This is a genomic window from Candidatus Chloroploca mongolica (genome assembly GCF_004762035.2).
Taxonomy (GTDB): Bacteria; Chloroflexota; Chloroflexia; order Chloroflexales; family Chloroflexaceae; genus Chloroploca; species Chloroploca mongolica.
Genome location: NZ_SIJK02000002.1, coordinates 53,547 through 78,612 on the forward strand (window position 1 = coordinate 53,547; position 25,066 = coordinate 78,612).

Here is a 25,066-nt window from a genome sequence, read left to right on the forward strand (position 1 = left end):
ATGGCGGCTATGGGGCCGAATCGCGTACACTTGGGGTATGAAAAAGAACCAAACCTACGCAACCGACCTCACGAACCGCCAGTGGAATTGTATCAAAGATCTGATCCCTGCCGCGAAACCTGGCGGACGCCCACGGAGCCTGGATATGCGCCAGGTCATGAACGGTATCCTGTACGTCGTCGTGAGTGGCATCCAATGGCGCCTGTTACCGAAAGAGTATCCGAACTGGAAGACCGTCTACCATTATTTTCGTACCTGGCGTGATAATGGTACTTGGCAGCGGATTCACGACACGCTGCGGGCACAGGTGCGGCAGAAGGCTGGACGCCACAAGCATCCAACCGCCGGGTGTCTCGACAGTCAAAGCGTCAAGACGACGCAGATCCCCGGCGAACGGGGCTACGATGCGGGAAAAAAGGTCATGGGGCGGAAACGACATATCCTGGTTGATACGATGGGGTTGCTCATCATCGTGGTGGTGACGGCGGCTTCGATGTCTGATCCCGCAGGAGCACGCGTGCTCTTTTCCCGGCTTGGGGGTGCCGGGAAAAAGCTGCGGCGCATCTGGGTTGATGGCACGTATCGAGGGAAACTCGTCGATTGGGTCATCGCACAGCGGCGGTTCGTCCTGCAGCCCGTCCTGCGCACAGATGGGAAGAAAGGTTTCTTGGTGCTCCCAAAGCGCTGGGTTGTGGAACGAACCTTCGCGTGGCTGACCCAGTGCCGCCGCTTAAGCAAGGACTACGAGGTTCTGCCAGCCACGAGCGAGGCGATGATCTACCTTGCCATGACCCGCGTGATGCTCCGGCGGTTGGCCGCATGACCCTTTTCAGACAGCTTCTTAGACATGTTTCAAACGAGCTTGATCGTTCGCAGCGAAGGTAGCACCGGCTTCCAGCCGGTCAGGAAGCCCCACCGGCTGGAAGCCGGTGCTACCAAACGGTCAAGCTGGAAGGCCCGATTCTGAAACATGCCTTGGAGTGCCGACTTCAGTCGGCTTCCGCTCAGCCAACTGAAGTCGGCACTCCGCGTGCGGCTCCCGAGAGCGAAGTCGGCCTTTGCCGACAGAATCAGGCCACGCAGGTAAGCTTCGCAAACCAGGAGGCGATGCGTTTACGGTGATGGCAGAAGGCGCTTCTCTTGGAGCCGTCGCTGCAACGCGGTAGACTTTGCATATGGGGCAATGACGTCGGCCAGTTTTGCGTCAAATGCCGCCCGCTTCTGCTGATGGATCGCCAGTTCGCGAAGCTCGACTAGGTACCCCACACTCTCTTCGTAGCTGCTTGCCGTACGCTTGGCAAGCAAGATTGCAATCTGTTCCCAGAGCGCATCCTCGCGCTGAGCGAGGGCGTCGAGCCGTGCGAGCCGTGCCTGCGCTGCTGCTTCGCGTTCGCGCTGAATGCGCCGTGAGCGCTGGACTTCAGCGATAGCTTGGAGTTCAGCGAAGGTGCGTTGCGGCCCAATGCGCACCGCCATGCTGGAGGCACGGCCCACCTCGCGGAGGCGACGGCACAGGGCCACCCCAACATGAGCTTCGCCCTGCACCACGCGCAACAGGAAGGCATTGCGTTCCTCTTCGGGTAACAGCGGAATCCATGCGGCGAGGGGTTCTTCGTTGGCCGTCAGCGCTGGACTCTGCTCGGCGGCGGCGGCGATGAGATCACGATCGATCTCGAAGAACTCGACCAACGCCTGCAGCGCTTCATCGAGTTGGCCTAGCCCCGCAGGGACAGGTGGCTCAACCAGAGGCTCGGCAACATTGTCGTCTTCATCTTCTTCGTCTTCTTCCTCTTCCATGACCCACCCGGCCCGCTCGTTGGCAGCGCGGAGCCAGTAGAGATAGAGTGCGCGCAGATCACCTTGCAGCAGCGCCTCACGGAGCGGCACCAAGGGATCAAGCAAACCTTCGCCTTCGATCCAACCATAGCCCTCTTCCTCATTCAGTTTCAGGTTGAGCAGCACGTGGGTCGCCGTTACGGCTACCTCTGCGGAACAACTCTCCTCGGCATCGAGTAGATAGGGCTGAAGTTGTTCAGGATCAAGGGCGTTTTTGGGAAAACGAAACGCCAATTGCTTGGAACCCCAATTGGCAATATAGAGCAACGCATCAAAGTGTTGCTCAAGCACCTTCAACGGCTCACCACGAAAGTCGCTATACGCGTAGTTGAAAACCGCCTGCGTTGCACTCAGTTCCACGCGACTGGAGAGTTTGCGCATCGCAGCCTTCTGTTCGGCGGTGAGAGGGCGGTCAACGGCTTGGAACTCATAGTACTGATATTCGCTCATAGCTTCTTCTCTAATACCTCCAGGCGCGTGGGGAGGAGCAGCAGGGCCATGCCGAGCAGCGTGGTCAGGCCTGTTGCAACCCAGAAGACAAACGCAACTGGCACAGCGTAGGTGAGCGGGGGATGGTGCCCCAGGCCATAATCAACCCAGATCGAGAGGGCAAACCAGCCGATGATGCTCAGGCGGACAGGCAGCCTCAGCGAACCAATGCGGAGGGCCAGCAGCACGCCCTCGGCGGTGAGCCCCATGTGCGAGACGAAGAGCATGACTTCGAGCGGCTCAAACGCACCGACAACTGACCAGTGGCGGAGCCAGAAAGCGAGCGTCCAGAGGCCGTATTTGATGCAGGCAAAGGCAGCAAACGCGTTGAACCAGCCCCAGGCGCGCCCGTAGCGTAGCCCAAGAAAGGCGATGGTGGCCCAGAGTGCCGCCGCAGGGCAGTCGGGAATAAAGAGCCACGCCCACCAGGGCGCAGCCGCCAGTTGTGGCCCGTACCAGATCCAGCCCCCCCAGACCACCCCGACCAGGTTGGCCCCCATCGCTGCCCAGAAGAGCAGCGGCTGACGTAAAATGAGCGCTAAAATCCACTCGAGCAGGCGTAAAAAGTGTTGCATAGTGCTAACGTAAAGGGCGAATTGGAATCCCACCAACAAACGCACCCGGCGGAACATCGCGATTGACCAGGCTCATCGCCGACACGGTGGCCCCATCGCCGATGACGACCCCCGGCAAAATGGTACAGTTGGCCCCGATCGTGACATCACGACCGATCACCACGGGCCCACGGCGCCAGGCGTGACGGGTAACCTCGTGGCAAAGAATGGTTGAATTATAGCCAATGATGCAATCCTCGCCGAGGGTCACATCCTCGGGAAAGAAGATATCGAACATCACCATCAACCCTACCGAGGCATGCGGGGCGACACGCATCCCGATTTGGCGGTAGAGCATATTTTTCACGGGCATCCAGGGGAGATACCGGGCCAGTTGGATCAACATCGCATTGCGAGTAACACGTGCATAGCCCCCGGTTAGCTGCCGATAATACCAGAGTGCATTGTGTGGCCCAGGTGAGGCCGAAATTTTGAGGCGAGTCTTGCGCCCTTGTTGCTTCTCGCTTGCTTCATCGTCGCTCACACAGAACTCCTCGTCGCTCACACAGAACTCCTCATATTCGCTGAATCAAACGTCGGCCTAGTTGTAGGGTTGGGGTCTGCGGCCCCCGAGAAGTTCGCTCAGCAAAGTCCCGGGGTTGCAGGGCAGTAGCCCCTCAGTAGTGTGTGAACGACGTTTTCTTGCTTTCCTGAAAGCGCGGGTGGTTCGCCTGCCCTCCCGGCTCGCGACCTTGTTATGCTGAGCGCAGCGAAGCATCTCAGGCGCCGGGCCGACCGATCCCCTTTGCTTCGCTATTGTTTGTCGTAGGGTTTGCCGACCGCAGCGGGACCAACGGCGCGGCCAATCAGACCAGCGAGTACAACCATCGTGACGAGGTACGGCAACAACTGCAAGAATTGGGTTGGGACAGGGACATCGAATAACTCGACATTCAAAATCTGAAACCTGATCCCGAGAGCCTCAGAAAAACCAAAGAGTGAGGCCCCCCCAAAGGCCCCGAAGGGGGTCCATTTACCAAAGATCATCGCGGCAAGCGCAATGAAGCCTTTGCCCGCCGTCATGCCATCATCAAAACTGCCGACTGTTTCAAGCGAAAACCAGGCCCCACCAAGCCCGGCAATCGCTCCACTGAGGGCCAGGTTGAGATAGCGCGTCCGGATCACGTTAATCCCCACGGTATCTGCCGCTTTCGGATTCTCCCCAACGGCACGCATGCGGAGGCCCCAGCGCGTATAAAAGAGAACCACATGCGTGAGGAGTACCAGCAGAATCATAGTAAAGAAGATCGGCCTGCCCACAAAGAAGAGGGGGCCAATGATTGGGATCTCGCTGAGCAACGGAATCGAAATTTGCGGCAACGTGACACGCCCCCCACTTGAGTCAACAATGAACTGGCGTCGCAAATACCCGGTGACGCCAATCGCCAGGATATTGATGACGGTGCCACTGATAATCTGATCGGTGCGCAGGCTGATCGATAGTACCCCATGGATCAGAGCCATCACCGAGCCGAGCATCACGGCAGTAGCCACGCCAAACCAAATGTTCCCCGTAAAGGCAAATGCGGCAAAGCCAAAAGCCGCGCCGGTCAACATCATCCCTTCGATCGCAATATTGATAACCCCCGAACGCTCGGCATAAATCCCGGCCAGCGCACCAAGGGCAATCGGGGTCGCGAGGCGTAACGACTCACCAACCAGGCTTGCCGCATTGGTCTGCTTACCCGCCGCAGCCCAGATCAAAATTGCCGGCAAAATCAGGGCAACCCCACTCCAGAGCCCCCAGTTGCCCAGACGATCAAGCCGCGGCACAAGCGCAGCAACCCCGGCGATAAGCCAAACTACCCCGATCAGAATCAGCGACAACGCTGTCGGCAATTCGAGAACGAGATTAGGTACCCCAAAGGTGAGCCTCGTCGTAACTGCGGGCTGAACGCCGAGTTCAGAGAAGTTCCCAAGAACGATGAGCAGACCCAGAAGGGTAAACCCGACGGCGATAACCTGACGCCGTGTCACGCCCCGACGACGCTCTGGCATGACCTGTGATCCTTTCGGTGCAGAAGCGGTGCTGGTGTTATGATACCATGAGATCAGCAGCAAGCATGCGTGGGGTGATAGCCGTATGGTAGCGCGGGCTTGCTGCCCGCACGCAAGCTGGAAGCCCGCACTACCATACGAGGATTTTCCCCAAACTACTCATTGGTATTGAAGAAAGAAAACGAGACGCATGATTACCGAGGCTCAATGGACTGAAGCGGTTGCGCTTCTACCCTTTCTGGCCCATCCAGACGCAGCAATCACCCGTGCGTTTCGCCATGAAGCGATGCTGATGCGGTTGCCTGAGGGGGCCACGATCTTTAGCGAAGGCGATGCCTGTACGTCGTTTTCTATTCTGCTGAGTGGGCAGGTGCGGGTCTTTAAGATCGGGGAGACCGGGCGCGAGCTGACGCTTTATCGGCTGGCCCGTGGTGAAAGTTGCATTCTGACGGCAAGTTGCTTGCTCAGCGAACGCCAGTTTCCAGCCATTGCGACGGTTGAGCAGGTGGTCGAGGCTTTTGTTATTCCGCAGACGAGTTTTCAGGGATGGATGGATACGTATCCCGCGTGGCGGGCCTATGTCTTTCAACTGATTGCGCAACGGTTGTCGACCGTGATGGCCGTGGTTGATGAGATTGCCTTTCGGCGTCTTGATGTGCGCATTGCGCAGTTTTTATTACGGGGAAGCGACTCGATGCAGGCAACGCTCAGCCTTACCCATCAACAGATTGCGGTCGAACTTGGCACCTCGCGTGAGGTCGTTAGTCGCATTCTGGCCGATTTCGTTGACGACCGTCTGGTGCGGGTTGCGCGGGGGAGTGTGACAATCCTGGATCGCCAGGCGTTGGCCGAACGAACTGAGGCAAATTGAGGAAGGATAGGCTTGGCGCAAGGCTAACGAATCTGTGGCATTGGGCTTCCTTCGGTGACATTGTCACTGACAGACGAGGATGCGTGGGTGTATACTCGTACACACAAGCATATGAAAGAGAAGGAGCACGTTGATGCAGCAGAATATGGGAACGATTGATCGTGGGATTCGGGTCGCGCTAGCGGTTGTTGTTGGGCTCTTAATTGTCACTGGTCAGATTAGCGGTTGGCTGGCAATCATCCTCGGCATCCTGGCCGTGGTCTTTGTCGCAACGAGTGTGATCAGTTTCTGCCCGCTCTACCTGCCTTTCGGCATTCGCACCGGCCCGCGTAAATAAGTTTTGTTGTTCCGTTTTGGCGGCAAAGCCGCCAAAACGGAACAACAAGAAGTTTGTTCAGGTAATCAGCGCACTGTCACCCCAGACGACGGCGGCTACCTCGGGGGAGATGGTGATATTCTGGTTGCAGCGACGTAAGGTGACGCCATAGACCGGTGAAGTGTCGGGGATGAAACACTGGGTTCCGGGGGTGAGGCTGTTGAGTTCGAGGTAACGCATCAGATCAACCTGAGCTTCAGCTTCTTCGGCAATGCGCTGGATCGTAAACATGGTACCCACGGTGGCCGTATCAAGCCGTACGTTGCCAACATAGGTCTGGCTGCGCCCTGGGATGGGGTTACCGTGCGGGCAGGTAGTGACTGGCCCAACGAGGCTAAAGACACGCTCGGCCAAGATGGGCGAGAGCACGCGCTCAAGGCGGGCGGCTTCAACATAGAGCAGATGCCAGGGTATGCCAACCACACTCGCGAGAAAGTGTTCAAGCACCCGCTGGCGCTGGACAATTTCTTTGGCAAGGGTCTGGCCCTGGCTCGTGAGGGTGATCTGGTTGCGTTCGTCACGCAGAATGAAGCCCTTGTCAACCAGTTGTTGCACCGCGTGACTCACCGTGGGCGGCTGGACGCCAAGCCGACGCCCGAGTGAAGCGGCAATGACGGGCTCATCACTCTGGGTGAGCGCATAAATGATCTCGAGATAGTCGCGCTCTTTATCAGTCGGCCCGCCAGAACTGGCTAACGTGCGCGTGCGCTGGTGTGCACGTTTCGCCATCGCAGCATCTCCCATAATTGCTTCCTTCCAGCGGTGCGTGCCGAATACCTGACTCATCTGAGGATCGACTATATCTCGCCTGGATCGATGCCGGTCGCCAGAGCGGAGGGATCGCTCACGCTGTAGTGTTTCGGCTTCAAACTACTTTTAGTATAACATGCCGATCTCTTTGAGGCAATAGTAGCGCTTGCAGACAGAACGCGGTATTATAGGAAGAGGGTCACGCCGAGGTGCTACCTTGGCGTGCGTTTTGTTTTTTCTTCACCAGAAGGAGCGGAGGGCAATGCAGATACTGGTGGTGAATGATGATGGCATCGCGAGCGTCGGTTTGTGGATGCTCGCTGCGGCACTGCGTGATGCCGGGTTGGGTACCGTCACGATTGTGGCCCCTGAGGTTGAGCAGAGCGGGACGAGTATGGCGTTGCCGATGCAGCGCGAGTTGACGATGAAGCCTGCCCAACCCCTTGACCCTGACTACGCTGGGATTGCGGCTTATACCGTGAATAGCACGCCAGTCGGTTGTGTGCTCGCTGGGGTACGGGCTTTCCCTGGTGGTGTCCCTGACGTCGTCGTTTCGGGGATCAACCGGGGGCTCAATACCGGTACCAATGTCTTGCTGAGTGGTACGGTTGGCGCAGCGATGTTTGCGGCCTTCTGGGGTATCCCCGCTCTCGCGGTTTCGCAGATGTTCATCGGTGATGCACCGATGCCCTGGGCAACCGCGACGTGGGCGGCGGTGCAGACGTTTCCGTTGCTTGAGCGTGTCCGTGGTCAGGGGCCACTTGTGCTGAATGTCAATGTGCCCCACGTGCATGACCTGGCTGACGTACGTGGTTTTCGCCAGACAGAGTTGTCGGCTTTTTTCTATGGGGATGTTGTTGAATTGGATGCCGCAGTGCCTGTTGATGCTCCCGAAGAGCGTCATCTCGGCATACGGTTTGTGCGTGAGCGGGTGCCTGCGTTTGCCCCTTCGAGCGACGATGGCGCGGTTCGCGAGGGGTATATTTCGGTCACACCCTTGACCCCGACAACGGCAGCCTGTTTCGATCTGTCGGCTGCGCTGCAAGACTTGACATCTGAGACAAGGGACAGGAGTCAGAGCACAGCTTGAGCGTATCAAGGCGCGGTGCAGCGCCCTGAACGATCAAGGAGCCTGGAACCTTCCCTTCGCATAAAGGCATGCCTGAAAGTGAGCGCGCTGTGAGTGAGATTGCCATCGATGCAGTACGTGAGTGGGTGGCTGAAGCTGGCGTCCTTGCGATGAGTTACTTTAATAATGTGCAGGCCCAGCGGAAAGCTGACCTGAGCCTGGTGACCCAGGCGGATCTTGAGATTGAGCATATGTTGCGTGAGCGCATTACGGCTCGGTATCCTGATCATGGCATTATTGGCGAAGAGCATGGGAGCGGGGACACTGATCGCGAGTATGTCTGGTGCCTTGATCCGATTGATGGCACGGGGGCGTTTGTGGCGGGCCTGCCGACCTGGTGTGTCTCGGTCGGGTTGCTGCGCCATGGTCAACCCTACCTCGGCGTCATTTTGTTGCCGATTCTTGGTGATTGCTACTGGGCTGATGCCACTGGCCCCGCGTTTCGCAACGAGTTGCCGATCACCGTCAGTCAGGCAACCTCGATTGATCCCAACGACTGGATGAGCGTTTCATCGCATGTGCATCGCCAATTTCGGCTCTGTTTTCCTGGCAAAACCCGGGTGTTGAGCAGTGTCGCTGCTGATTGTTGTTATGTTGCCCGTGGGAGTTCGCTTGGCTCGTTGATCGGGCGTGCGAACCTCTGGGATCTGGCAGCGGGCTTTGCGATTCTGCGTGCCGCTGGTGCGGTGGTAACGGGCCTCAGTGGTGCGCCAGTTGATGTGCCGGCGCTATTGGTGCAGCACCGCCTGCCCGAGCCGATTGTCCTGGCCCCGCCCCAGTTGATCGATAAACTCCTTGGGTATATTGCATGTGTGTGAGGGGCTGGGCCTACGGCCCAAGCCCCTCACACACGGTGAAGGGGCCGGGCACCATCGGCCCTGCCCCTCACACGGTGAAGGTGTCGGGCTCCATCGGCCCTGCCTCGCACGCACGCTGACGGTGTCGGGCACCATCGGCCCTGCCCCTCACGCACGCTGACGGTGTCGGGCACCATCGGCCCTGCCCCTCACGCACGCTGACGGTGCCGGGCTCCATCGGCCCTGCCCCTCACACGGTGAAGGTATCGGAACCCATCGGCCCTGCCCCTCACGCACGCTGACGGTGTCGGAGGCTGCAGGCGTTTATGTTGGAGCGTAGCGCTGCAATTCCTGGCGCATCAAAATGGTGTAGACCACGATCATCATCCCGGCAAAGGTGAACCATTGCAGGGCGTAGCCGAGGTGTGGCCCGTCGTCGAGTTGGCGGGGATCGGGTGGGCGCGGAAGGGAGGCTGCGTCAGCATTGGGGAGGACTTCGATGTAGAGTGGGAGCAGTGGAAGCCCGACCTGTTGCTGGAGGCCTGGAACATCAACGCGTACCCATGCGTCAATCCGTGTTTCACCTGGCAAGGGCAAGTCGCGTGGGGCGAGCGGCGAGTCTGGGCGTACCTGCGGTGCCCAGGCGAATCCTTCGAGCGTGACTTCGCGAGCGACCGCATAGCCCGCCAGGTCACTCGGACTCCGCTGGTTACTCGGCAGCCAGCCCCGGTCAACAAGAATGGCCGCTTCGCTGCCGCTCAGTTGGAATGGGGTGAGCAAGTGGACTCCATCAACCCCACTGTCTGAGCGCCGCCCTCTGAGGACGACACTCTCTTCATTGCGATAGGTTCCGGTGAGCCGTACTTTGCGGCCGATCAGCGCTGCGAGATCGGGTTCCGTACCGGTGATGGTCAGGGGAGCCTGATCCAGCAAGGCAATGCGTTCGGCGTTGGCACTACGGCGTTCCTCGAGGCGTAGCAACTGCCAGATACCGAGGCTTACGAGGGTGATAAAGATCGTGAGCGCAAAGAGATGTTTCGGGATCCATGCGCCACGGAGCAAAGGATGTATATGCATAGGTACAGTATACCGCGCAGTAGAATACCATTCCAGCGTCAGGGATGAGCACGTAGGGCTACGCTGAAAATGGGGGAACGTGGTTCCCCCATTTTCAGCGTAGCCCTGGAAGGGCCCGGGGGCGGATCCAGGTGTACCAGAAAGCACTGCCCAGGGCTGCCAGCGCGATCACGACCCAGAGGATTGCCCAGAAGGCGGCGGGAAGAAAGGTGATCTGCGCCATGGCATGCGCGTCCGTCATGCTTCCCATGCCCGCGCTGGTGCTGAGCTGGAAGAGCACGCGCAGGTCACTCAGGGCACTCAGGCCGATCCAGAAGGCGAGCAGGTTCAAGAGACCAAGCGCCCACGGAAGCGTCGCTTTCCAGGCGACCCCGAGCAGCGCCGCCCCCAACGCCAGCCCTGCGCCCAATGTTAGGAACCCGCTCAGGATATGGACGCTAAAGACTGACGGCAAGGCGTAACGCAGGGTAAGCAGGACAAGCACCGCGCCAATGATCCCGAGGGCAATCCGGCTTGCCCGTGGACTCCGCCCGACCATGATCAGCACCGCCCCAAAAAAGGCTGTCCCAAGATAGCCCGCCGGAATAATCAACCACGGGATGCCGCCGGCGGTGTATGCCAGACCTGATCCATCAGGAAAGACCACAAAGCGCACAAAAGTCCCCCCGGTGAGCAACGCAGCCAACCCGTGCCCCAACTCGTGAATAATCGTCGTCAACAACCGAAACGGAAACGCCAGCGGGCCAAGCCAGCTCAGGGCAAACGCGCCGACCGCAGCCAGCAGCGGGATCGTGCTCGATGGACGAGCGACTGACGATGGCTGAATACCAGGTGCTTGCATTGCATCTTCCTCGTGCGAACCTGTAGGCACACCTTCATGATATAACAAAGACGCCGCGCATTACAAGGATGTTGCAGGCTCTCTACCTTGCCAAAAGGTATGCACATCAGGTAGACTATGTCCATCTGATGCGGTCGCAACAACCTTTGCGCCAAATCATCGGGAAACTTCGTTGACCAACCACTTCCCCAGACAATGCAAGCTGAAGTAGCTGATCCTGGTGCCGCCAACGCGGCCCTCCAAGCCGGTTTTAACTTCACCCCTGCTGATCTACGGGCCAATCAGCAGGGGCGCATCACCGAGCGACAAGAAAGACGCATGCGTGAGCAACATCAGGATACGATCCGCATCTCGCGGGGTTTCTTTATCTTTGTTATGATCATCGGCTACCTTGGCAGTGGTCTGGCCGCCCTCACCGAAGGGCTTTCCCTGATCCAGATGTGGGGATGGATCAGCTTCGGCTTCCTCTGTCTCTACGGCTTTGTCTGGACGGTCATCTTCTTTGACCGACGGCAACTCGAACGCACACTTCGCGACGGCGGCCTTGCCCAGACCCGTGGCCCGCTGCGCCTCGTCGTGCGCCAGGACAAAACACCAAGCTACTATTTCTATGTCGGTGCCCACGAGTTTTCGATCGATCACGCCGCCTACACCCGCCTGCAGCGCGGCAACCTTGATGGACAACAAGCGCTCGTCTACTACACCAAACGCTGGCGCTGGGTTCTTTCGGCAGCCATCGAGGCGGAGGCATAGATCATGGTTCTGCTGGCGCAAGCGGCTAGCTTTGCTAGCCGCTTGCGCCAGCAGAACCATAGGGTTTAGGGCGTCAGCCTTAAACAAAGACAACCAGCGTCGAAACAAGCATCGCAAACGCACAGACTGGCCAATAGAGCAACTTGGGCAACAGGTGATCGCCATAGGTGATCAGCGGCAGGTTTGGCGCACGCACCAGCAAAAAGGCATCGAAGATCACCGCAACGACCACCAGATAGAGCAACAAATAGAGGTGTTCGAGATACGTGATGCCAATGGCCGCAACATTCTCACGCAAGGCCGTATGGGCCAGCGCAATGACGAAGAAGAGGGCCGCCGCATAACTGAGCGCTGCCACAAGATCCTGGCGGTCACTGATCTGGCGATCCGACATCAAAAACGCAAACACGAGCACCAGCGTCACCATCCCGGGGAGCAAATAGGCAATGAAGGGACCAACCACCTGGCGCTGCAGCGTCAACGTGAAAAAGAGTTCGGGCGGAGCAAGCCGGTCAGCCCGCCGACTGAGGCCCAGGCTCGCACCTTCTTTCCGCTCACGCAGCGTAAAATAACTGTTTTCGAGCTGCCACTGGTTGAGCCAGATCGCCCCATCGACCCCTGGCAGAGCCGAGGGCCGGAGCAACGGATAGGCTTCGAGATCAGGGGTCAGCATAACATTCTCATCAAGCTCGGCAGGTTGCAACGAGACCTCAACCTTGCGGGTATCAAACGGAAAGCGCAGCGGATCAAACCGTTGCTGCAGCACAATGCCAATCCGCCAGACGATCAACTCGCCATCACCATCGCGCACCCGTGCTGCCTCCTCAATTGGCAGCAACTCACCAATCGTCTGGTACAACGCAAACCCGCGTACAACCTCTTCAGGGATTGTATCGGCATACCACTGCCAGATGATCGCATTGATCGTCACCGTCGTCGGCGTCGGAAACTGCAACGCCGTCAACTCAATCCCCGTCGGCACCACAAAAGGCTGCTCATCGCCATGCAGCCCCTCGCGATAGCGCTCAACGATCCGCTCAACCGTCGCACGGCTCGTCAGCGCCAGGCTCGCCTGGTCACGGGTGAGCGCACTAAGCCACCACGTCAACCCGATCAACCCGACACAGACCCCGGTAAAAACCAGCGCGACAAGCCAGAGTTCACGCCGCCCACCGTATTCCACCCGCACCACCAGCGCGGTCAGCAGCACAATGAGACCACCCGAGGTCAGCCCGAGTGCCACCAAATTGCGGAGCGTTGCCTCGGCGGGGGGGAACATATCAGCGGCATCGATCACCACCCCGACCACCCCGCCATTCGCCTCGAGTGGCACCAGAAAAAACCAGGCCTGGCGACCAGTCACGGCATCAGGCTGCCGAAGCTCAACCACCTCACCGGCGAGCGCACGGCGAACCGCCGCCTGCACCGCTTCATCATAGCCACTCGTCGGGTCAAAGATCGAACGGCGGGCCACAAACCGCACATCAGGGTGGCTCAAAAACGTCCCATCAGCCGTCACAATAAACCCATAGCCTTGGCCCCCGAGTTCAAGACGCGCCATCAACTGGCGCATCCCCCGGGTCGAAAAATCGACTGTCACCAACCCGGCGGGCGCAGTATCAGCGGGGTCAACCCGAGCAAAAGGCATCCCATACTCAATCAACACCTTGGCCGCGCCCGTCGCAAGAAATGGCTCACTCCACTGCGCACCCTCACGGATCGGATAATAGTACCAACCCGTCGCCGGAGCACCGGGCTCATCCTGCGGTGGCAGCGTATAATCATAGGTCGCGCCCTCAAGCAGACCGATGCCCTGATTCGCATCGCGAAACGCATAGACCTGGGTCAAACGGAGGGCCGGATCGCACGCAAAGGGCTCACAGGTCACTGCAACCCCATCAAGCTCGGGCTCAGCAGCGAGGAGAGCCTGGAGACGTTCAGGCACCTCGGCATAGGCAAGCGCCCCCGACGCAAGATCATCGCCAAGCGCAACCGCAAGCGCCTGCGCATCCAGCAGCGCCGTATCAATCGTCGTCGTCGCCGCCTGCGCCTCAACGCGTGCCGTCTCAAGTGCAGTGGCACTCAACTGCGCCCGCACCACCAGGAAACGGATCGCCAGAAAGAGCGTCAACAAGACCAGCACCAGCGTGCTACCGAGCAACACCCAGCGCACCCGCCGGGCCACCGCAGGGTCTCGCGACGGCGTCACCTCAAACTGACCGGGCTGCAAACGAAACATGTGCCACCCTCATCAACAACCACCCGCTTCTGCAACGCACCTGCTAGAGTATACCATTGCCTGGGGGTGAGGGTGGGGATGAGGGTCGAGGGCAAGAACCGTGGGTATGCTGGCCGTTTTTGCCAGCACACCCACGGGTTTAGCTCACCCCTGCTCCGATCCCGCCGTCGGGTCATTCGTTGTGCGACGGCTCACTTCCGCCTTCAAGGCCGCAAAGGTTTCCGGGGTGATACCCGTTGCTTGGGTGATGATCTGCCACGGGGTACCTGCGGCTAACAATTGCGCGATCACCTCAAGCTTGCCCTCCTGGCGGCCTTCCTGGCGACCTTCCTGCAAGCCCTTTTGCAAGCCTTCCTCGATCAATTCTTCCGCATAGGTCACAAGATCACCTCCTACCTGCATCTGATGCTCTTCCACCGCCTCCAGGACTTCCAGCACCAGCGCCCGCTCTTGGGTCGCAAAGAGGTACAGAAAAAAGGTACTGCGCGCTTCGGTGCCCCCCGCGGCCACCAGTTCGGCGAGCAACGGCACCGCCTGAGCCAGCACCGCCTGGGCCTGCGCCCGCATCGCTGCCATGAGCAGGAGTTGCGCAATCTGTCCCTTCAGCCCGCCCACCACCGCCGTCGGCGGCATCCCCGACTGGTCAATCAGAAGGTGGCGCACGTGCGGCGTCAGCGTCTCGTCCCACCCTGGCACCGTTGGAAAGAGATCCGCCAGGTCGGTCGAATACGTCCAGGCACTGCGCCCTTGATAGAAGACCACCGGGATAATGGGGCGTAACTGCTGTTGTTTCGGCTCAGCCTTGAACGATTCGTCCCAGATCCGCCCCATGTAGTTCAGCAAGCGCAAGCGCATCCAGCGATCTGGTGTCGATTGATGCTCGAATAAGAGATAGAGATGCAATGGCTCTGCCGTTGCTTGCACCTGTACCGTATAGAGCAGATCCGACTCGCTCTCCTGCAACGCCGGATCGACAAAGCTCGTCTCTTCCAAGCGCAGGGTGGCCCAATCCAGCGCCTGAGCCAACGTCGGCGGCAGATGTGCCTCGAGCAAGCGCTGCGCCTCGCCAAGATCGCGAAACACGGTGCGAAACAGGGTATCGTGGGGATGTTGAATGATCCGGTGCATGGCGCGTCCTCGTTCGCGAGTCGTGGAGGTAGTATAGCATGGTTGTGCGGTAGTTGCGCGTAGTGGAACGAGGCGCTGGGCTTAGCTCACAGAGCCGCTGCGTCAAACCCCAGATCAAAATGCACCACGTCTTCCCGCGTGCCGAGTTTGCTATACAACGCAAGCGCCGCTTCGTCATCGGGGGTGGTGTCGGCCTGGACGAAGATGACGGTGATGCCACGCGTTGCGGCGATCGCTTGCAAGGCGTGAATCAAGGTGGTTGCAACGCCTGCGCGTCGATGTGCAGCGGCAACCGCGAGATCATAGATATAGAGTTCGCTCCGCGCTTGCTCGAACTTGCGCAATTCGTACGCAACAAGCCCGCCGATCACCGCCCCGTTCTTCACCGCAGCCAAGGCGATGAAGGTGTCGTCGCTGAGCAACCGATGCAGATAGACTGCATCGGGACGGTTCGCGGTATAGGTCTCCATATCATCGAACGCCTCACCAAACGTGGTGAGCAGACCATCCATCAGCGGGAGATCATCCGCAGTGAGTTGGTGTATGTTCATCGCATCTTATCCTTATTTGACGCAAAGGCGCAAAGGCGCGAAGGTTTTTTGACGCAAAGGCGCAAAGGCGCAAAGGTTTTTTGACGCAAAGGCGCGAAGGTTTTTTGACGCAAAGGCGCGAAGGCGCGAAGGCGCGAAGGCGCGAAGGCGCGAAGGCGCGAAGGCGCGAAGGTTTGATGGATCTGTAGGCACAGCTTTGCGCCTTTGCGTCAACACAGGTCAACCGTCGGCGGCGGCAGATGCGCCGCTGCGTTCAAAAACCCCTCAGACCCCAGCCATCTCCAGCGCAATCGCCATATCCGGGCCAATTGGACTCGTCAGCAAGGCGGGAGGAATCGGCCCAACCCTGGCAACGCCACGCAGATCAAACGGCGCACGAAAACGCTCTGAGCCAAGAGTTACCAGCGCCTCACCAATAAACGGCGGCTGAATAGTCACCGCGATGAACCAGTGCTCATCAGTACGGTGAAGACCCACATAGAGATGATACCCCGCATCTTCGGCCTCGTGCAGAATGGTCTCATCCTCATCATCGAGCCCCCAGGCGACCCCAAGTTGCGGGGCCAGCATGCGGGCAAACCAGATCCGGGGCAGCGTAAGGTGACGAAGCATCGGTTGCGGTGGGATCACAGGTGGCTGCACTGGAGGCTGCGGCGTCGCGGGTTGAACCATCTTATCCAGAGGCATAGGTGACAACAAACCCGAAGCCTCAGCCTCTTGCAAGGCGAGCACCATCCGATAGGTTTCGGAACAATCACGACAGACCCAGAGATGCCACCAGACATGGGGATAAGAACGAATGGCCTGTTGCGTACCTTTGTAGCGCTCCAGATCAATATACGCGGCCAAATCATCCTGACACTGGTCACACGACGTCGCGGCTATATCCTGAGGCACCTCAAGCAAATCCGTCATAAGCAACAGCAACGCCGCACGACAGCGAGGGCAAGCGGCAACATGGTCGCATAACGCCTGTGAGGGTAATTCCAGCGAAGACGGATCTTGATGCTCAGCGAGCCAATCAAGAATGTCCGTACATATATCATTTACAAGACTCATAGGATCACTCTATCTTCATTGCTCAAACGGTAAAGTAGCATAGCACATGTCATGCTCTGCATCAACTCACTCTCCTTCGCTACCTTCTTTGTAACAATTTATTCAGAAAAGCGCTTGCAAACCTGAGCTTATAGTAACATGAGAAATTCACAGTCACAAAGCAACACGAATCAATCAGCGCAGAAAAACAGATACGAATACGGGTTTGCAAGGTATAGCGTTAAGACCTCACAGCTCTTCAAGAGCTGTGAGGTCTTAACTGGAGACACATCAAACCTTCGCGCCTCTGCGCCTTTGCGTCAAACAACCCATCTTCTTTGCAGCGTATTTGCCTTAGACGAACGGGGAAGATTCATGGTCAGCGAGCCACGCTTGAATTTCCGGGCGCGCCTTTAACAACGTGCGGGCCTGCATCAGTAACGCCCGCACCCTTGACTGGTGGAGATGGACGATTTTGCCGATCTGCTCGGTCGAAAGGTCATCAACGACGGCGAGATAGAAGATCCGGGCCGTGCGTTGATCTTTTACCCGTTCAAGTAGATCACAAACCAACGCAATCAACGCCTCGCCACACGCCTCTTCAGCGGGCTCACAAGCGTCACAGATCACCAACGCCTCTTCAGCCATCTCATCTAATGACGCAACCCCACGCGGACGCTTCTTGGCACAAAGATCCCGCAGTGTCCGGCGGATCGTCTGCACAACCACGGTATGCACCCAGGTTTTCAGGCTACTACGATATTGAAAATTCTTAAGCGAGCGTGACATTTCGCAGAGCGCCGCCTGAGCGAGATCGTCAGCATCAAGCGCATGATCGCCAAGTGAGGCCATCTTTCCCCTGGTAATGAACTGAACCACCTCTTGCAACCAGGTCGCCCAGAGCTGATCATGGTCTGGATGCGACCTATTTTGCAGCGCCGCAACCTGCTGATGATACAAATGGTAATTCAGCACCATCAACTCAAGCTTTGCATGATCGACATTCTCTGGTAAACAGCGCACAAGAGACTGCGCATAACGCTCAAGCTCGCTTGCACGAAGATCCCACCCAAATTCGGCATTGCACTGAGCAATCATGTTGAGCAACGTCATCTGATCGACTGAGGGATGCTGATACGCCATAGGTGCTCTCTTCATTCTGGGAAGCGAGGCTCAACACAAGAGCCAAAGAACGTGGAAGCACACTGCTGGGATGCAGGGCAAGACGTGCTTTTCTACCCTGCAAGTATACAGCAGAAACGCAGCAGAAGAGGCCCAGATTCCGTTAAGAATTGCACACTATACTCAAGCTTGACAGGCTAGTGGGATTGTAGATTGCAGATTGTAGATTTGCGCTTGGGCGTAGCACATCTGGACAGGGTCGGTGTTGCGCTGATGCTCGAACAGGTCGCCTGGTACTGCACTAGGGTGCACGAATACCGAGAATCAGAGGTGTACCCGGCTCCCACCAGCCATCAGCCGTTGGCGCACTACTGACAACCTGGTTTGCACCGTACCTATCATACACCGAGCCAATACGGCTTCGATCCTGCATATCTTCAAGAAAAGCACTCAACGGCACGCTGCGTGCATTGAGTTCAGCCTTGACCAGATTATAGTCGATGCCCAGTAGATCACGCGGAATCTGAATAGCGCGTGGGTTAGGACGAGCAGGACGGCCCTCGCCGACAACCCAGCGCAAGACCCACCCAACTCTATCATTCCTGCCATCGTTACTGATCACACGCACCTGATACCATTCCGGCTGTCGATCATCGAGAATCGCCAGGCGATCATTGCGGCGCACCGAGACGATCCAGTCTTCATAGGTCGTGCGATCAGGGCGTGCATAGAGCAGCACAAAAGGCTCACCAGTGCGCTTCGGGCGTGTTCCGAAATCCATCGCCGGATAGAGATCGGAACTGTAGAGGTACTCGGGAAGAACCCCACTTGCCGTGGCAATCCGTAGATAATCGTTCAGATCGAAATAGCGTCGGCTCGTATGTCCATCCAGCCGAATTTCGTAGGTACCCGCCGTAAAATCTTGGGGCACGCGAGCTAATTCAGCGATGATCTGCTCGGCATTCACCGTCACAATGGAAAGCGTCAGACTAATCGACGGATTATCTTGCAGATACAGGCTGACATTTTGTACGGCGGCAAAGTCAGTGCCACGCAATTCTAGCGTTATTGGCAAGCGACCACTATAAAGCGCCGGCCAGCTGTGTTGACGTTCAGACTCAAGCCCATTCATCACGCTCCAACCGCTCAGCACCGGAATAAGCTCGGGGGTTGGTTCCAGGGTTGGGGTCAAGGTCGGCTCAAGCAAGGGGAGGCTTGGCTCGACAGTAGGCTCTGTTTCGGATCCGAGCGATACTGATGTTGCAGACCCGGCGACTTCTGGCGCAAAAACCGATGGGCTTGTCTGCTCAAGCGCGGCTTCTTGGGTCGCTTCAGCTTGCGCTACATTATCTGATCCCCCAGGAACAATCCGCAGCAAAGCGGTCAACATCCCGGCAAGTGCCAGGATCGCCACCAACAAGGCGACCCCAGCGACCCCACCCAGGAACTTGCGTTGGCGGCGAATATGACTATTCTCTTCTTGCAATTCTTGCTCGGTAAGCTCAAGCTCACTGATACGCTGACGCATCACGCTGTCATCGCCGGGAGGTAAAGAGGATGGTGGTACAACTGGCGGTGTCTCCTGGGCTTGCCCTAATTCCAGCAGCGTTGCATCAAGGCGTTGGTGCAAGTCACGCACCTGCATCGCCAATTGATCACGCTCACTGCCAAGGCGCTCAACCTCAGCTTGCATAATCAAGAGTTGTTGTTGCGAATCACCCTGGGGATCCAACCCTAAAGCAACCCGAGGCTCAGGCAAACAGAGAGGCCGCAAGGCCGCGAGCATCGCTCCGGCATCAGGAAAACGGTCAGTCTGCTCATAGGCAACCGCCCGTGAGACGAGCATCACCAGCGCCTCGTCGACATATGGATGCGACCGCAGCGCAGCCTCAATTGTTCGACGATAACGCTCATCAGCCTGTGGGGGCGGGATCTGATCTTCGTTATGGATGCCCATCAGCATCGTGAACAGAAGCACCCCTACCGCATAGACATCGGTCGCCGGACTCGTGGGTTGCGGCGGAGGAAGCTGCTCAGGAGCGGCAAACCCAGGCGAATAACCAAGAATTCTGGTTGAACCCTGTGCTTTTGCCAGGCCAAAATCAATCAGATACGGCAGGCCCGTCCTGGCATGGAGAATGATATTCTGCGGCTTAACATCGCGGTGGGTCATCCCAAGGCGATGCAACTGAGCAAGGGTATCAAGCAAATAGATCGTCCAAGACAACACCTGCTGCACCGGCAAACCGCTATCACTCCCACTCATCCACGCGTCCAACCGATTACCGGGGATATAATTCAAGCACTAAACAGATCTGCTGATCAACTTCGATCAGATCTTCCATCTGCGGAATACGTTCAATACCAAGATTCCGCAACTGCTTAAACTCTTCAAAGAGCGCCTGGCGTTGCTCTTTTGACTCGGGACGATTCGTCTTCAGCGCAACCTGGCGCTGATGCACCTGATCAAACGCACGATAGACATATGCAAACCCACCACCGCCGAGAAACTCCTCGATGCGGTAGCGTCGATCCAGAATCTGTCCAGGCTGAAACATCATAAAGATCACCTCAATCTCTTAGTAACGACTGCGCCCGAATCGCGCTTAGCTCAGCACCGCAGCCGTTTATTCCAATTGCCCCAACCGCTGAAGAGCGCAACTGGGCCTTGATGTGCCATCTTGCCACACTGATCGGCTGGATCATCCCCTTTAGCGACCTCATCATCACCGCTGTCATCTGGTCAACCCGCAAGGACACCTCCGAGTTCGTGCGCTTTCACGGCCTCGAAGCGCTCAATTATCAGATCACCTTTTATCTCGCCACAATTATTGCAGTAGCCCTCACCTGGGTACTGATTGGCATTCCACTCCTAGCCTTATTAATGATCATCGACATCACCGTCCCCATCTTCATGGCAATCAAAGCCAGCAACGGCGAAATGCGCCGCTACCCGCTGATCCTGCGCCTGGTGCAGTGATCTGCTTGAGGTTACTGCTTGTCGTAATGGCGGTTGGTTCGCTTACTGACCTTCCTCTGGCACAGCCACTCATTGTACGCTTGGCGTCCAGATAGATTCTCACCACCCTTTGCGCCTTTGCGCCTTTGCGTCAAATCATCAGAAAACGTAGGTTACAAACCAATGAAGGTACTAGCCGAACACAGGACTTTCGTACCATAAACTCGTGCGCTCCTGATGATGGATTTTGTTACTAAGATTATAACGACGCATGAAGACTGAAATAAGTATTTTCATCGAACAAGTGAGCGTTTCACCCATTATGCATAGTGATACGAACAAGACAAGCGATCGCACGGCAAGCCCACGAACCGATATGATACAGGCACAACGCGGGTTCGAGCGTATTGACGAGCTGCTGGATCAGGAACTGGAGCAGCCGAAGAGTGCAGAGCTACCCGCTAGCACTGATCTTACGGCTAATGCTGAGGCGACCGAAGCCATGACGGATCTGCAAACGGTTGATGAAGCGCCTACTTCCAGCGAACAGCCAGAGATCATCTTGTCTGAGGACGGATCTCACGAACAGCCCGTAACAGCCCCTGAATCGAGCCATACAACCAAACGCCGTGGGCGCATGCTTGAAGCAGGACTGATTGCATTACCGCTGATCTTCAACACGGCAAGTGCAGGGGCACAAATGATTGAAGCCAGCCAGAGAGCTGAGCAGCAGCAGCCCGAGATTAGCCAAATGTCCGTAGAGCAATACTGTGAACGCCTGCCCGTTCGCGCCATCGAAGAACCTGGCGAGCTTAACCCAGACATAGAATTGCTCGCTGATGCCCACGACATCGAGCAACGCCGCCGGATCGAAGATTCAACAGCGGAAGTGAACGAGGAGCCAGCAGCAGCATCCGATGCTGATCCTCCTAACCCAAGCCCAGGAGAACAGGTGTAACGTGTTATGAACGATCACAAGCCGCCGAGCGATAATACCGGTCCCCTTGGCACCATAAGACCAGATCAACGAGGACTAGAGCGGATTGATCGCCAGATCCAGAGTGAGGGACAACGGGGGATTGACCAGTTGCAGCATACCGATCAGCGCAGTCCGTTAGGCGACACGGCGAAAGCCCAGCGTGGCTTGGAGCGGATCGATCAGCAACTCAGTCAGGACGGCCCGGCCCAGCTTGCCGATAGTCAGGAGCAACTGTTGCCCTATGGCGAGATCTTTCGCCAGAACTATGACCACGTGCCAGGCGACTACCGCGCCGCGTTGCGCAATCAAGAGCAAGGCTCAATCCAGGAAGTCGCCGTGCAAGATCTGCCTGACGCAGCTGAAGTGCGGGGGCCTCAGGATTTCAATCATCATATCACCTATGCCGATGCCAAACTACACACCCAGCAACTCAACGAGGTGGTCTTGCCATGGGTGCGGGCGGGTGCAGTTGGCGATGACTTCAAAGCACTGGATCAGCAATTAGGACGCACCCATCCGGACGGGCTCAATAGCAATGGCTACCACGAGACCTACCAACTCTTTTACGGCAACCAGCCGATCATCGTCGGCAAGGGGGCTGATGGTACGCTCGATGTGGAGGGTGGACTCCATCGGATTTACATGGCGAAAGAGCTAGGTTTAGCGAGTATCCCCGTTCATATCGCCGGCAAATAACCGTCGCAGGAGGCGTGAGACATGGGACGAATCATTGGTGGGATCTTTGGCGGCATCTTTCACATGATTGGCATGGTGCTTGGTAGCATCTTCGGCGGCATCTTCGGCGGCATTGCACGCATTCTTTTCCCCGTTTTGCTCGTGATTGGTGTTCTATGGGCCGTGACCAATCCAAGCTTTATCCAAGGAATGCTCCGTATGCTCAGTGGAGGGCCATTTCAGATCACGACAGCCCCAGCAGTCATCAATCAAATTCGCAACATGAATACGTTAGTGACTAAGGCGTATGAAAGTGAGGTGATATCTGATGCACAAAACTCATCATTTTTTGGCAGATCAGAGCATATTGAGGTACGGGTTGAAGGCACGATCTTAGCGGGGATTGATCTGAGCCGCATCCGTGAACAGGATGTGACAATTAACGGAGGCACAGTGACCGTGCGCGTTCCACCCGCTTATATCGTGAGTAAGGATCTGCAGGCATTTACGAAGGTCAAGGATCAAGGTTGGATGCCAGGAGTTGATGCATCATTAGCTCCTGATGCAGAACAGCGTGGCCGAGATGAACTGTTGGCGACAGCATGTAATTATGGGATTTTAGCTGATGCAGAGCGTGAAGCCCAGTTAGCGTTGGCTGATCTATTGAGCAAATTGGCCGGTGTCCAGACGCTCAACCTGATTCAGGACACGCCCAGGCCAGGCGAATCAACAGGGTGTCCGTGAGCCGACAGGGGAGCCGAGTAAAGCTATGGCACAAGTACAAGGTACTAACCATAAACAGGACTTCTGTACCATAAATGCATGCGTACTCAACAGCTCATATTGTTACTAAGATGGTAGGAAGAAATGTCAATACTTGCTGAAAGGAGTTGCCTCAATGGAACGAATGATCACCCTTTTTTTGCTCATGATTATGTCAGCGATGGAAATGATGATGCCATTGTTTATATGGCTCGCTCAAGCTCTGTTTACTGTCCTTTTGTTTATCCTCCAACTCGTTGTCCAGGCTGTTGCGACTTTATTTGGGTTCCTCTTCAGCGCGATCCAGAGCAATCCAAAAGTCGCGGGTATCATCTTTGCGGTGACAGCTGTAGCCGGGTTGCTGATCGTTGGGGTTACGTACATTACAGGGATGTGATGCCATCCTAGAAAATGTAGACCAGCATGAACCACTGGCACATAGACCGTTGCTATTTGCTCTATCCAGGCCTCACAAGGTTGATCGGGCGTTCCCTTGCGGTGTTGCTGCTCCTGCTTACCGGGGCGTGCGGTTCAGTCGCTTCACGTGATCAAACAGGGAGCCTTGCTCCTTCCTCGACGGGAGAAGCAACGCAGGCGAGCCCAACCGACATACCTGCCCTGCCGCAGATCACGGCAACAAGAGCTGAGGCCCGAACTGAGTCAGATCAAACCGTGGTTCCACTCACCCCATCGCCTGATCGTCCACTCGCCGTGGAACCATCCTCTGTCCTCGCCTCACCAACACCAGGCGTTGAGGAGGCGACCACCGTGCCATCACCCTCACCCATGGCTGAGCTCCTGACCGAACCGGAGCGGATCAATGCATGTCTTGAGGCGCTGCACAAATATGCAATGATTGTTAACTCTTTCAGTCGTGGGATTGACGCCATCGGCAGGCCAATGGAAGAGAAGGTCGCGAGTATCAGGAGCAGTGTACGTGATCTTGAGGCACAGACCAATCGATGCCGACACATTGTCTTTCCGCCTGGGAGTACAGCCCTGCAGGCTCAACTCGATGAAGCCTTGGCAAAGCTTGATCAAGCTATCAAGCAAGCTGAAAGGCCTTTGGCAAGGCCCATCATTAGTTCAAGTGACTTGGGACTCGTGTCCATGAGCACTAACAGCGCTATTGCCAAGCTTGAAGCCATCCTTGCATTTTTGAACGAGGGTCTCCAGAACTTGCCCACGGGTGATGGGATGACCATTCTGTACCATAGCGCAGGCAGCAGCTACAGTCTTCGTCTTGACACGGGTGAGCAGGCCTTCGTCAGTGCGCGTCCTCTCTATGATTTTACGATGAGTTCCACTGGTATTCCGTACCACGTTGTTTCAGAACGAAAAGCCACTGCCGACGACCCCTTTGCGCCCAGTCCGTTTCGTCTACTTGAGGGAGGGACACTTGACATTCCGCTTCAGGTACTGATGGATGAGTCTGCTCTGGCACCGTTTTTAAATGATGAGCCTCAGGCACCCAGCGGTCTTACCTTGAGCAATGATGAAGGTCAACTCTATTTCAATGGCTGTACCGTTGCCTTCATGGAACCCGCATGCTCATTCTATGCGCTTGATCTCAGCTCACACCAGATACGCAAGATCGAGTCAATGAGCATTGGCCCTGGCTGGATCGCGCCAAATGGGCAACGCGCCGTTGTGTACAACTACAATCCATTGTGGAATCCCAATAACGACGCAGGGCTCTCTGTGTCGCGGTATCTCTACTTTGTGGTTGAGTCGCCAGGCATGTGGCAAACTGATCACATGATTGACGCCAATATTAGTGAACTCAGCTGGTTGCCTGATGGACGCTTTCTGTACACTGCAAAGGCTGATGATCCGCGCGAGGGCATCCGACTCATCCTCGCCAACCCGGACGGAACGACGGCCCGTATGCTCGCCGACAATCTCAGCAATACCGATTTTGTCCTCGCGCCTGACGGGCAACGCATTGCCATGATCAACCCTACCTCGGGAGCACTGATGGTGCTCACGCTGGATACCCTGAGACTCGAGACCGTTGCCACGCTGCCTGGTGATGCAAGGCTAGTGATCTGGCGGTAAGCCCAAGCTACCTTGGCACCAGAC

27 protein-coding genes are annotated in these 25,066 nt (G+C 57.0%); 12 read left to right on the plus strand and 15 right to left on the minus strand.

Annotated features, from left to right (window positions below; genetic code table 11):
• Positions 1-37: 37 nt before the first annotated feature.
• Positions 38-823, plus strand: coding sequence for an IS5 family transposase (locus EYB53_RS01705; protein ID WP_135476093.1), 786 nt, complete (start codon positions 38-40; stop codon positions 821-823).
• A gap of 290 nt (positions 824-1,113) precedes the next feature.
• Here EYB53_RS01705 and EYB53_RS01710 read toward each other — a convergent pair whose 3' ends face one another.
• The 4 genes from EYB53_RS01710 to EYB53_RS01725 form a co-directional block, all read right to left on the minus strand.
• Positions 1,114-2,286, minus strand: a complete 1,173-nt coding sequence (locus EYB53_RS01710) for a hypothetical protein (RefSeq protein ID WP_135476095.1) — start codon at positions 2,284-2,286, stop codon at positions 1,114-1,116.
• Positions 2,283-2,900, minus strand: a complete 618-nt coding sequence (locus EYB53_RS01715) for a DUF1405 domain-containing protein (protein ID WP_135476097.1) — start codon at positions 2,898-2,900, stop codon at positions 2,283-2,285. Before EYB53_RS01715 ends, EYB53_RS01710 begins: the two co-directional genes overlap by 4 nt.
• Before the next feature lie 4 nt (positions 2,901-2,904).
• The gene (locus EYB53_RS26195) at positions 2,905-3,444 is read right to left on the minus strand and encodes an acyltransferase (RefSeq protein ID WP_371879052.1); all 540 of its coding nucleotides are present in this window, start codon (positions 3,442-3,444) and stop codon (positions 2,905-2,907) included.
• A gap of 248 nt (positions 3,445-3,692) precedes the next feature.
• Entirely contained in the window at positions 3,693-4,937 is a 1,245-nt protein-coding gene (locus EYB53_RS01725) for an ABC transporter permease (RefSeq protein WP_135476099.1), read from the minus strand.
• 190 nt (positions 4,938-5,127) lie between these two features.
• Between EYB53_RS01725 and EYB53_RS01730 the strand changes: the two genes are divergently transcribed.
• Both EYB53_RS01730 and EYB53_RS01735 read left to right on the plus strand, forming a co-directional pair.
• A complete protein-coding gene (locus tag EYB53_RS01730; protein WP_135476101.1) occupies positions 5,128-5,808 on the plus strand; it encodes a Crp/Fnr family transcriptional regulator in 681 nt (226 codons plus the stop codon).
• A 133-nt stretch (positions 5,809-5,941) separates the two neighbouring features.
• Positions 5,942-6,145 carry a YgaP family membrane protein gene (locus EYB53_RS01735; RefSeq protein ID WP_135476103.1) on the plus strand — a complete coding sequence of 68 codons (204 nt, stop codon included), beginning with the start codon at positions 5,942-5,944 and terminating at the stop codon, positions 6,143-6,145.
• A gap of 57 nt (positions 6,146-6,202) precedes the next feature.
• On the opposite strand, the gene EYB53_RS01740 is transcribed toward EYB53_RS01735, so the two are convergent.
• Complete coding sequence (locus EYB53_RS01740; RefSeq protein WP_135476331.1) at positions 6,203-6,913, minus strand: metal-dependent transcriptional regulator; 711 nt, start codon at positions 6,911-6,913, stop codon at positions 6,203-6,205.
• A gap of 283 nt (positions 6,914-7,196) precedes the next feature.
• Between EYB53_RS01740 and surE the strand changes: the two genes are divergently transcribed.
• Together surE and EYB53_RS01750 are read left to right on the plus strand one after the other, a co-directional pair.
• Positions 7,197-8,024, plus strand: a complete 828-nt coding sequence (gene surE, locus EYB53_RS01745) for a 5'/3'-nucleotidase SurE (RefSeq protein WP_135476105.1) — start codon at positions 7,197-7,199, stop codon at positions 8,022-8,024.
• Positions 8,025-8,113: 89 nt separating this feature from the next.
• Positions 8,114-8,881 carry an inositol monophosphatase family protein gene (locus EYB53_RS01750; protein ID WP_371879053.1) on the plus strand — a complete coding sequence of 256 codons (768 nt, stop codon included), beginning with the start codon at positions 8,114-8,116 and terminating at the stop codon, positions 8,879-8,881.
• A 303-nt stretch (positions 8,882-9,184) separates the two neighbouring features.
• On the opposite strand, the gene EYB53_RS01755 is transcribed toward EYB53_RS01750, so the two are convergent.
• Together EYB53_RS01755 and EYB53_RS01760 are read right to left on the minus strand one after the other, a co-directional pair.
• A complete protein-coding gene (locus EYB53_RS01755; protein ID WP_135476109.1) occupies positions 9,185-9,937 on the minus strand; it encodes an SURF1 family protein in 753 nt (250 codons plus the stop codon).
• Positions 9,938-10,031: 94 nt separating this feature from the next.
• A complete protein-coding gene (locus EYB53_RS01760) occupies positions 10,032-10,778 on the minus strand; it encodes a M50 family metallopeptidase (protein ID WP_135476111.1) in 747 nt (248 codons plus the stop codon).
• A gap of 195 nt (positions 10,779-10,973) precedes the next feature.
• Here EYB53_RS01760 and EYB53_RS01765 point away from each other — a divergent pair, with 195 nt between their 5' ends.
• On the plus strand, positions 10,974-11,531 hold the full coding sequence (locus tag EYB53_RS01765; protein WP_135476114.1) for a hypothetical protein: 558 nt from the start codon (positions 10,974-10,976) through the stop codon (positions 11,529-11,531).
• Between the two features lie 79 nt (positions 11,532-11,610).
• Here EYB53_RS01765 and EYB53_RS01770 read toward each other — a convergent pair whose 3' ends face one another.
• From EYB53_RS01770 to EYB53_RS01800, 7 genes are all read right to left on the minus strand, one after another.
• Positions 11,611-13,770, minus strand: coding sequence for a PDC sensor domain-containing protein (locus EYB53_RS01770; RefSeq protein ID WP_135476116.1), 2,160 nt, complete (start codon positions 13,768-13,770; stop codon positions 11,611-11,613).
• 144 nt (positions 13,771-13,914) lie between these two features.
• Positions 13,915-14,898: an Rpn family recombination-promoting nuclease/putative transposase gene (locus EYB53_RS01775; RefSeq protein WP_135476118.1), complete on the minus strand. Its 984-nt coding sequence runs from the start codon at positions 14,896-14,898 to the stop codon at positions 13,915-13,917.
• Positions 14,899-14,984: 86 nt separating this feature from the next.
• Positions 14,985-15,449 carry an AAC(3)-I family aminoglycoside N-acetyltransferase gene (locus EYB53_RS01780; RefSeq protein ID WP_135476120.1) on the minus strand — a complete coding sequence of 155 codons (465 nt, stop codon included), beginning with the start codon at positions 15,447-15,449 and terminating at the stop codon, positions 14,985-14,987.
• A 264-nt stretch (positions 15,450-15,713) separates the two neighbouring features.
• On the minus strand, positions 15,714-16,508 hold the full coding sequence (locus EYB53_RS01785) for a hypothetical protein (protein WP_135476122.1): 795 nt from the start codon (positions 16,506-16,508) through the stop codon (positions 15,714-15,716).
• Positions 16,509-16,841: 333 nt separating this feature from the next.
• Positions 16,842-17,630, minus strand: a complete 789-nt coding sequence (locus EYB53_RS01790) for an RNA polymerase sigma factor (protein ID WP_167857203.1) — start codon at positions 17,628-17,630, stop codon at positions 16,842-16,844.
• Positions 17,631-17,910: 280 nt separating this feature from the next.
• Entirely contained in the window at positions 17,911-19,875 is a 1,965-nt protein-coding gene (locus EYB53_RS01795) for a protein kinase domain-containing protein (protein ID WP_135476126.1), read from the minus strand.
• A 16-nt stretch (positions 19,876-19,891) separates the two neighbouring features.
• A complete protein-coding gene (locus EYB53_RS01800) occupies positions 19,892-20,170 on the minus strand; it encodes a protein kinase domain-containing protein (protein WP_135476129.1) in 279 nt (92 codons plus the stop codon).
• Positions 20,171-20,244: 74 nt separating this feature from the next.
• On the opposite strand from EYB53_RS01800, the gene EYB53_RS01805 reads away from it, so the two are divergent.
• The 5 genes from EYB53_RS01805 to EYB53_RS01825 all read left to right on the plus strand — a co-directional run bounded on the left by EYB53_RS01805 (position 20,245) and on the right by EYB53_RS01825 (position 23,381).
• Entirely contained in the window at positions 20,245-20,589 is a 345-nt protein-coding gene (locus tag EYB53_RS01805; RefSeq protein WP_371879054.1) for a DUF4870 domain-containing protein, read from the plus strand.
• A 250-nt stretch (positions 20,590-20,839) separates the two neighbouring features.
• Complete coding sequence (locus tag EYB53_RS01810) at positions 20,840-21,526, plus strand: hypothetical protein (protein ID WP_135476133.1); 687 nt, start codon at positions 20,840-20,842, stop codon at positions 21,524-21,526.
• Between the two features lie 6 nt (positions 21,527-21,532).
• Positions 21,533-22,243: a ParB N-terminal domain-containing protein gene (locus tag EYB53_RS01815; protein ID WP_135476135.1), complete on the plus strand. Its 711-nt coding sequence runs from the start codon at positions 21,533-21,535 to the stop codon at positions 22,241-22,243.
• A 21-nt stretch (positions 22,244-22,264) separates the two neighbouring features.
• The gene (locus EYB53_RS01820) at positions 22,265-22,966 is read left to right on the plus strand and encodes a DUF4230 domain-containing protein (RefSeq protein WP_135476137.1); all 702 of its coding nucleotides are present in this window, start codon (positions 22,265-22,267) and stop codon (positions 22,964-22,966) included.
• Between the two features lie 154 nt (positions 22,967-23,120).
• Positions 23,121-23,381 carry a hypothetical protein gene (locus EYB53_RS01825; RefSeq protein ID WP_135476139.1) on the plus strand — a complete coding sequence of 87 codons (261 nt, stop codon included), beginning with the start codon at positions 23,121-23,123 and terminating at the stop codon, positions 23,379-23,381.
• Between the two features lie 268 nt (positions 23,382-23,649).
• Here EYB53_RS01825 and EYB53_RS25980 read toward each other — a convergent pair whose 3' ends face one another.
• Positions 23,650-23,772, minus strand: a complete 123-nt coding sequence (locus EYB53_RS25980) for a hypothetical protein (protein ID WP_256439646.1) — start codon at positions 23,770-23,772, stop codon at positions 23,650-23,652.
• Between the two features lie 322 nt (positions 23,773-24,094).
• Between EYB53_RS25980 and EYB53_RS01830 the strand changes: the two genes are divergently transcribed.
• Positions 24,095-25,042, plus strand: coding sequence for an LpqB family beta-propeller domain-containing protein (locus tag EYB53_RS01830; RefSeq protein ID WP_135476142.1), 948 nt, complete (start codon positions 24,095-24,097; stop codon positions 25,040-25,042).
• The last annotated feature ends 24 nt before the right edge of the window (positions 25,043-25,066 follow it).

What these genes read in the sequence shown, in the direction of transcription:
- EYB53_RS01730 (WP_135476101.1), top strand. Translation starts at nt 5,128, where the DNA reads ATGATTACCGAGGCTCAATGGACTGAAGCGGTTGCGCTTCTACCCTTT.
- EYB53_RS01775 (WP_135476118.1), bottom strand. Translation starts at nt 14,898, where the DNA reads ATGCACCGGATCATTCAACATCCCCACGATACCCTGTTTCGCACCGTG.
- EYB53_RS01815 (WP_135476135.1), top strand. Translation starts at nt 21,533, where the DNA reads ATGAACGATCACAAGCCGCCGAGCGATAATACCGGTCCCCTTGGCACC.
- EYB53_RS01755 (WP_135476109.1), bottom strand. Translation starts at nt 9,937, where the DNA reads ATGCATATACATCCTTTGCTCCGTGGCGCATGGATCCCGAAACATCTC.
- EYB53_RS01780 (WP_135476120.1), bottom strand. Translation starts at nt 15,449, where the DNA reads ATGAACATACACCAACTCACTGCGGATGATCTCCCGCTGATGGATGGT.
- EYB53_RS01825 (WP_135476139.1), top strand. Translation starts at nt 23,121, where the DNA reads ATGGAACGAATGATCACCCTTTTTTTGCTCATGATTATGTCAGCGATG.
- EYB53_RS01795 (WP_135476126.1), bottom strand. Translation starts at nt 19,875, where the DNA reads ATGAGTGGGAGTGATAGCGGTTTGCCGGTGCAGCAGGTGTTGTCTTGG.
- EYB53_RS01820 (WP_135476137.1), top strand. Translation starts at nt 22,265, where the DNA reads ATGGGACGAATCATTGGTGGGATCTTTGGCGGCATCTTTCACATGATT.
- EYB53_RS01710 (WP_135476095.1), bottom strand. Translation starts at nt 2,286, where the DNA reads ATGAGCGAATATCAGTACTATGAGTTCCAAGCCGTTGACCGCCCTCTC.
- EYB53_RS01800 (WP_135476129.1), bottom strand. Translation starts at nt 20,170, where the DNA reads ATGATGTTTCAGCCTGGACAGATTCTGGATCGACGCTACCGCATCGAG.
- EYB53_RS01790 (WP_167857203.1), bottom strand. Translation starts at nt 17,630, where the DNA reads ATGGCGTATCAGCATCCCTCAGTCGATCAGATGACGTTGCTCAACATG.
- surE (WP_135476105.1), top strand. Translation starts at nt 7,197, where the DNA reads ATGCAGATACTGGTGGTGAATGATGATGGCATCGCGAGCGTCGGTTTG.
- EYB53_RS01760 (WP_135476111.1), bottom strand. Translation starts at nt 10,778, where the DNA reads ATGCAAGCACCTGGTATTCAGCCATCGTCAGTCGCTCGTCCATCGAGC.
- EYB53_RS01705 (WP_135476093.1), top strand. Translation starts at nt 38, where the DNA reads ATGAAAAAGAACCAAACCTACGCAACCGACCTCACGAACCGCCAGTGG.
- EYB53_RS01785 (WP_135476122.1), bottom strand. Translation starts at nt 16,508, where the DNA reads ATGAGTCTTGTAAATGATATATGTACGGACATTCTTGATTGGCTCGCT.
- EYB53_RS01740 (WP_135476331.1), bottom strand. Translation starts at nt 6,913, where the DNA reads ATGGCGAAACGTGCACACCAGCGCACGCGCACGTTAGCCAGTTCTGGC.
- EYB53_RS01715 (WP_135476097.1), bottom strand. Translation starts at nt 2,900, where the DNA reads ATGCAACACTTTTTACGCCTGCTCGAGTGGATTTTAGCGCTCATTTTA.
- EYB53_RS01735 (WP_135476103.1), top strand. Translation starts at nt 5,942, where the DNA reads ATGCAGCAGAATATGGGAACGATTGATCGTGGGATTCGGGTCGCGCTA.
- EYB53_RS01810 (WP_135476133.1), top strand. Translation starts at nt 20,840, where the DNA reads ATGAAGACTGAAATAAGTATTTTCATCGAACAAGTGAGCGTTTCACCC.
- EYB53_RS01765 (WP_135476114.1), top strand. Translation starts at nt 10,974, where the DNA reads ATGCAAGCTGAAGTAGCTGATCCTGGTGCCGCCAACGCGGCCCTCCAA.
- EYB53_RS25980 (WP_256439646.1), bottom strand. Translation starts at nt 23,772, where the DNA reads ATGGGTGAGGGTGATGGCACGGTGGTCGCCTCCTCAACGCCTGGTGTT.
- EYB53_RS01725 (WP_135476099.1), bottom strand. Translation starts at nt 4,937, where the DNA reads ATGCCAGAGCGTCGTCGGGGCGTGACACGGCGTCAGGTTATCGCCGTC.
- EYB53_RS01770 (WP_135476116.1), bottom strand. Translation starts at nt 13,770, where the DNA reads ATGTTTCGTTTGCAGCCCGGTCAGTTTGAGGTGACGCCGTCGCGAGAC.
- EYB53_RS01830 (WP_135476142.1), top strand. Translation starts at nt 24,095, where the DNA reads ATGAGCACTAACAGCGCTATTGCCAAGCTTGAAGCCATCCTTGCATTT.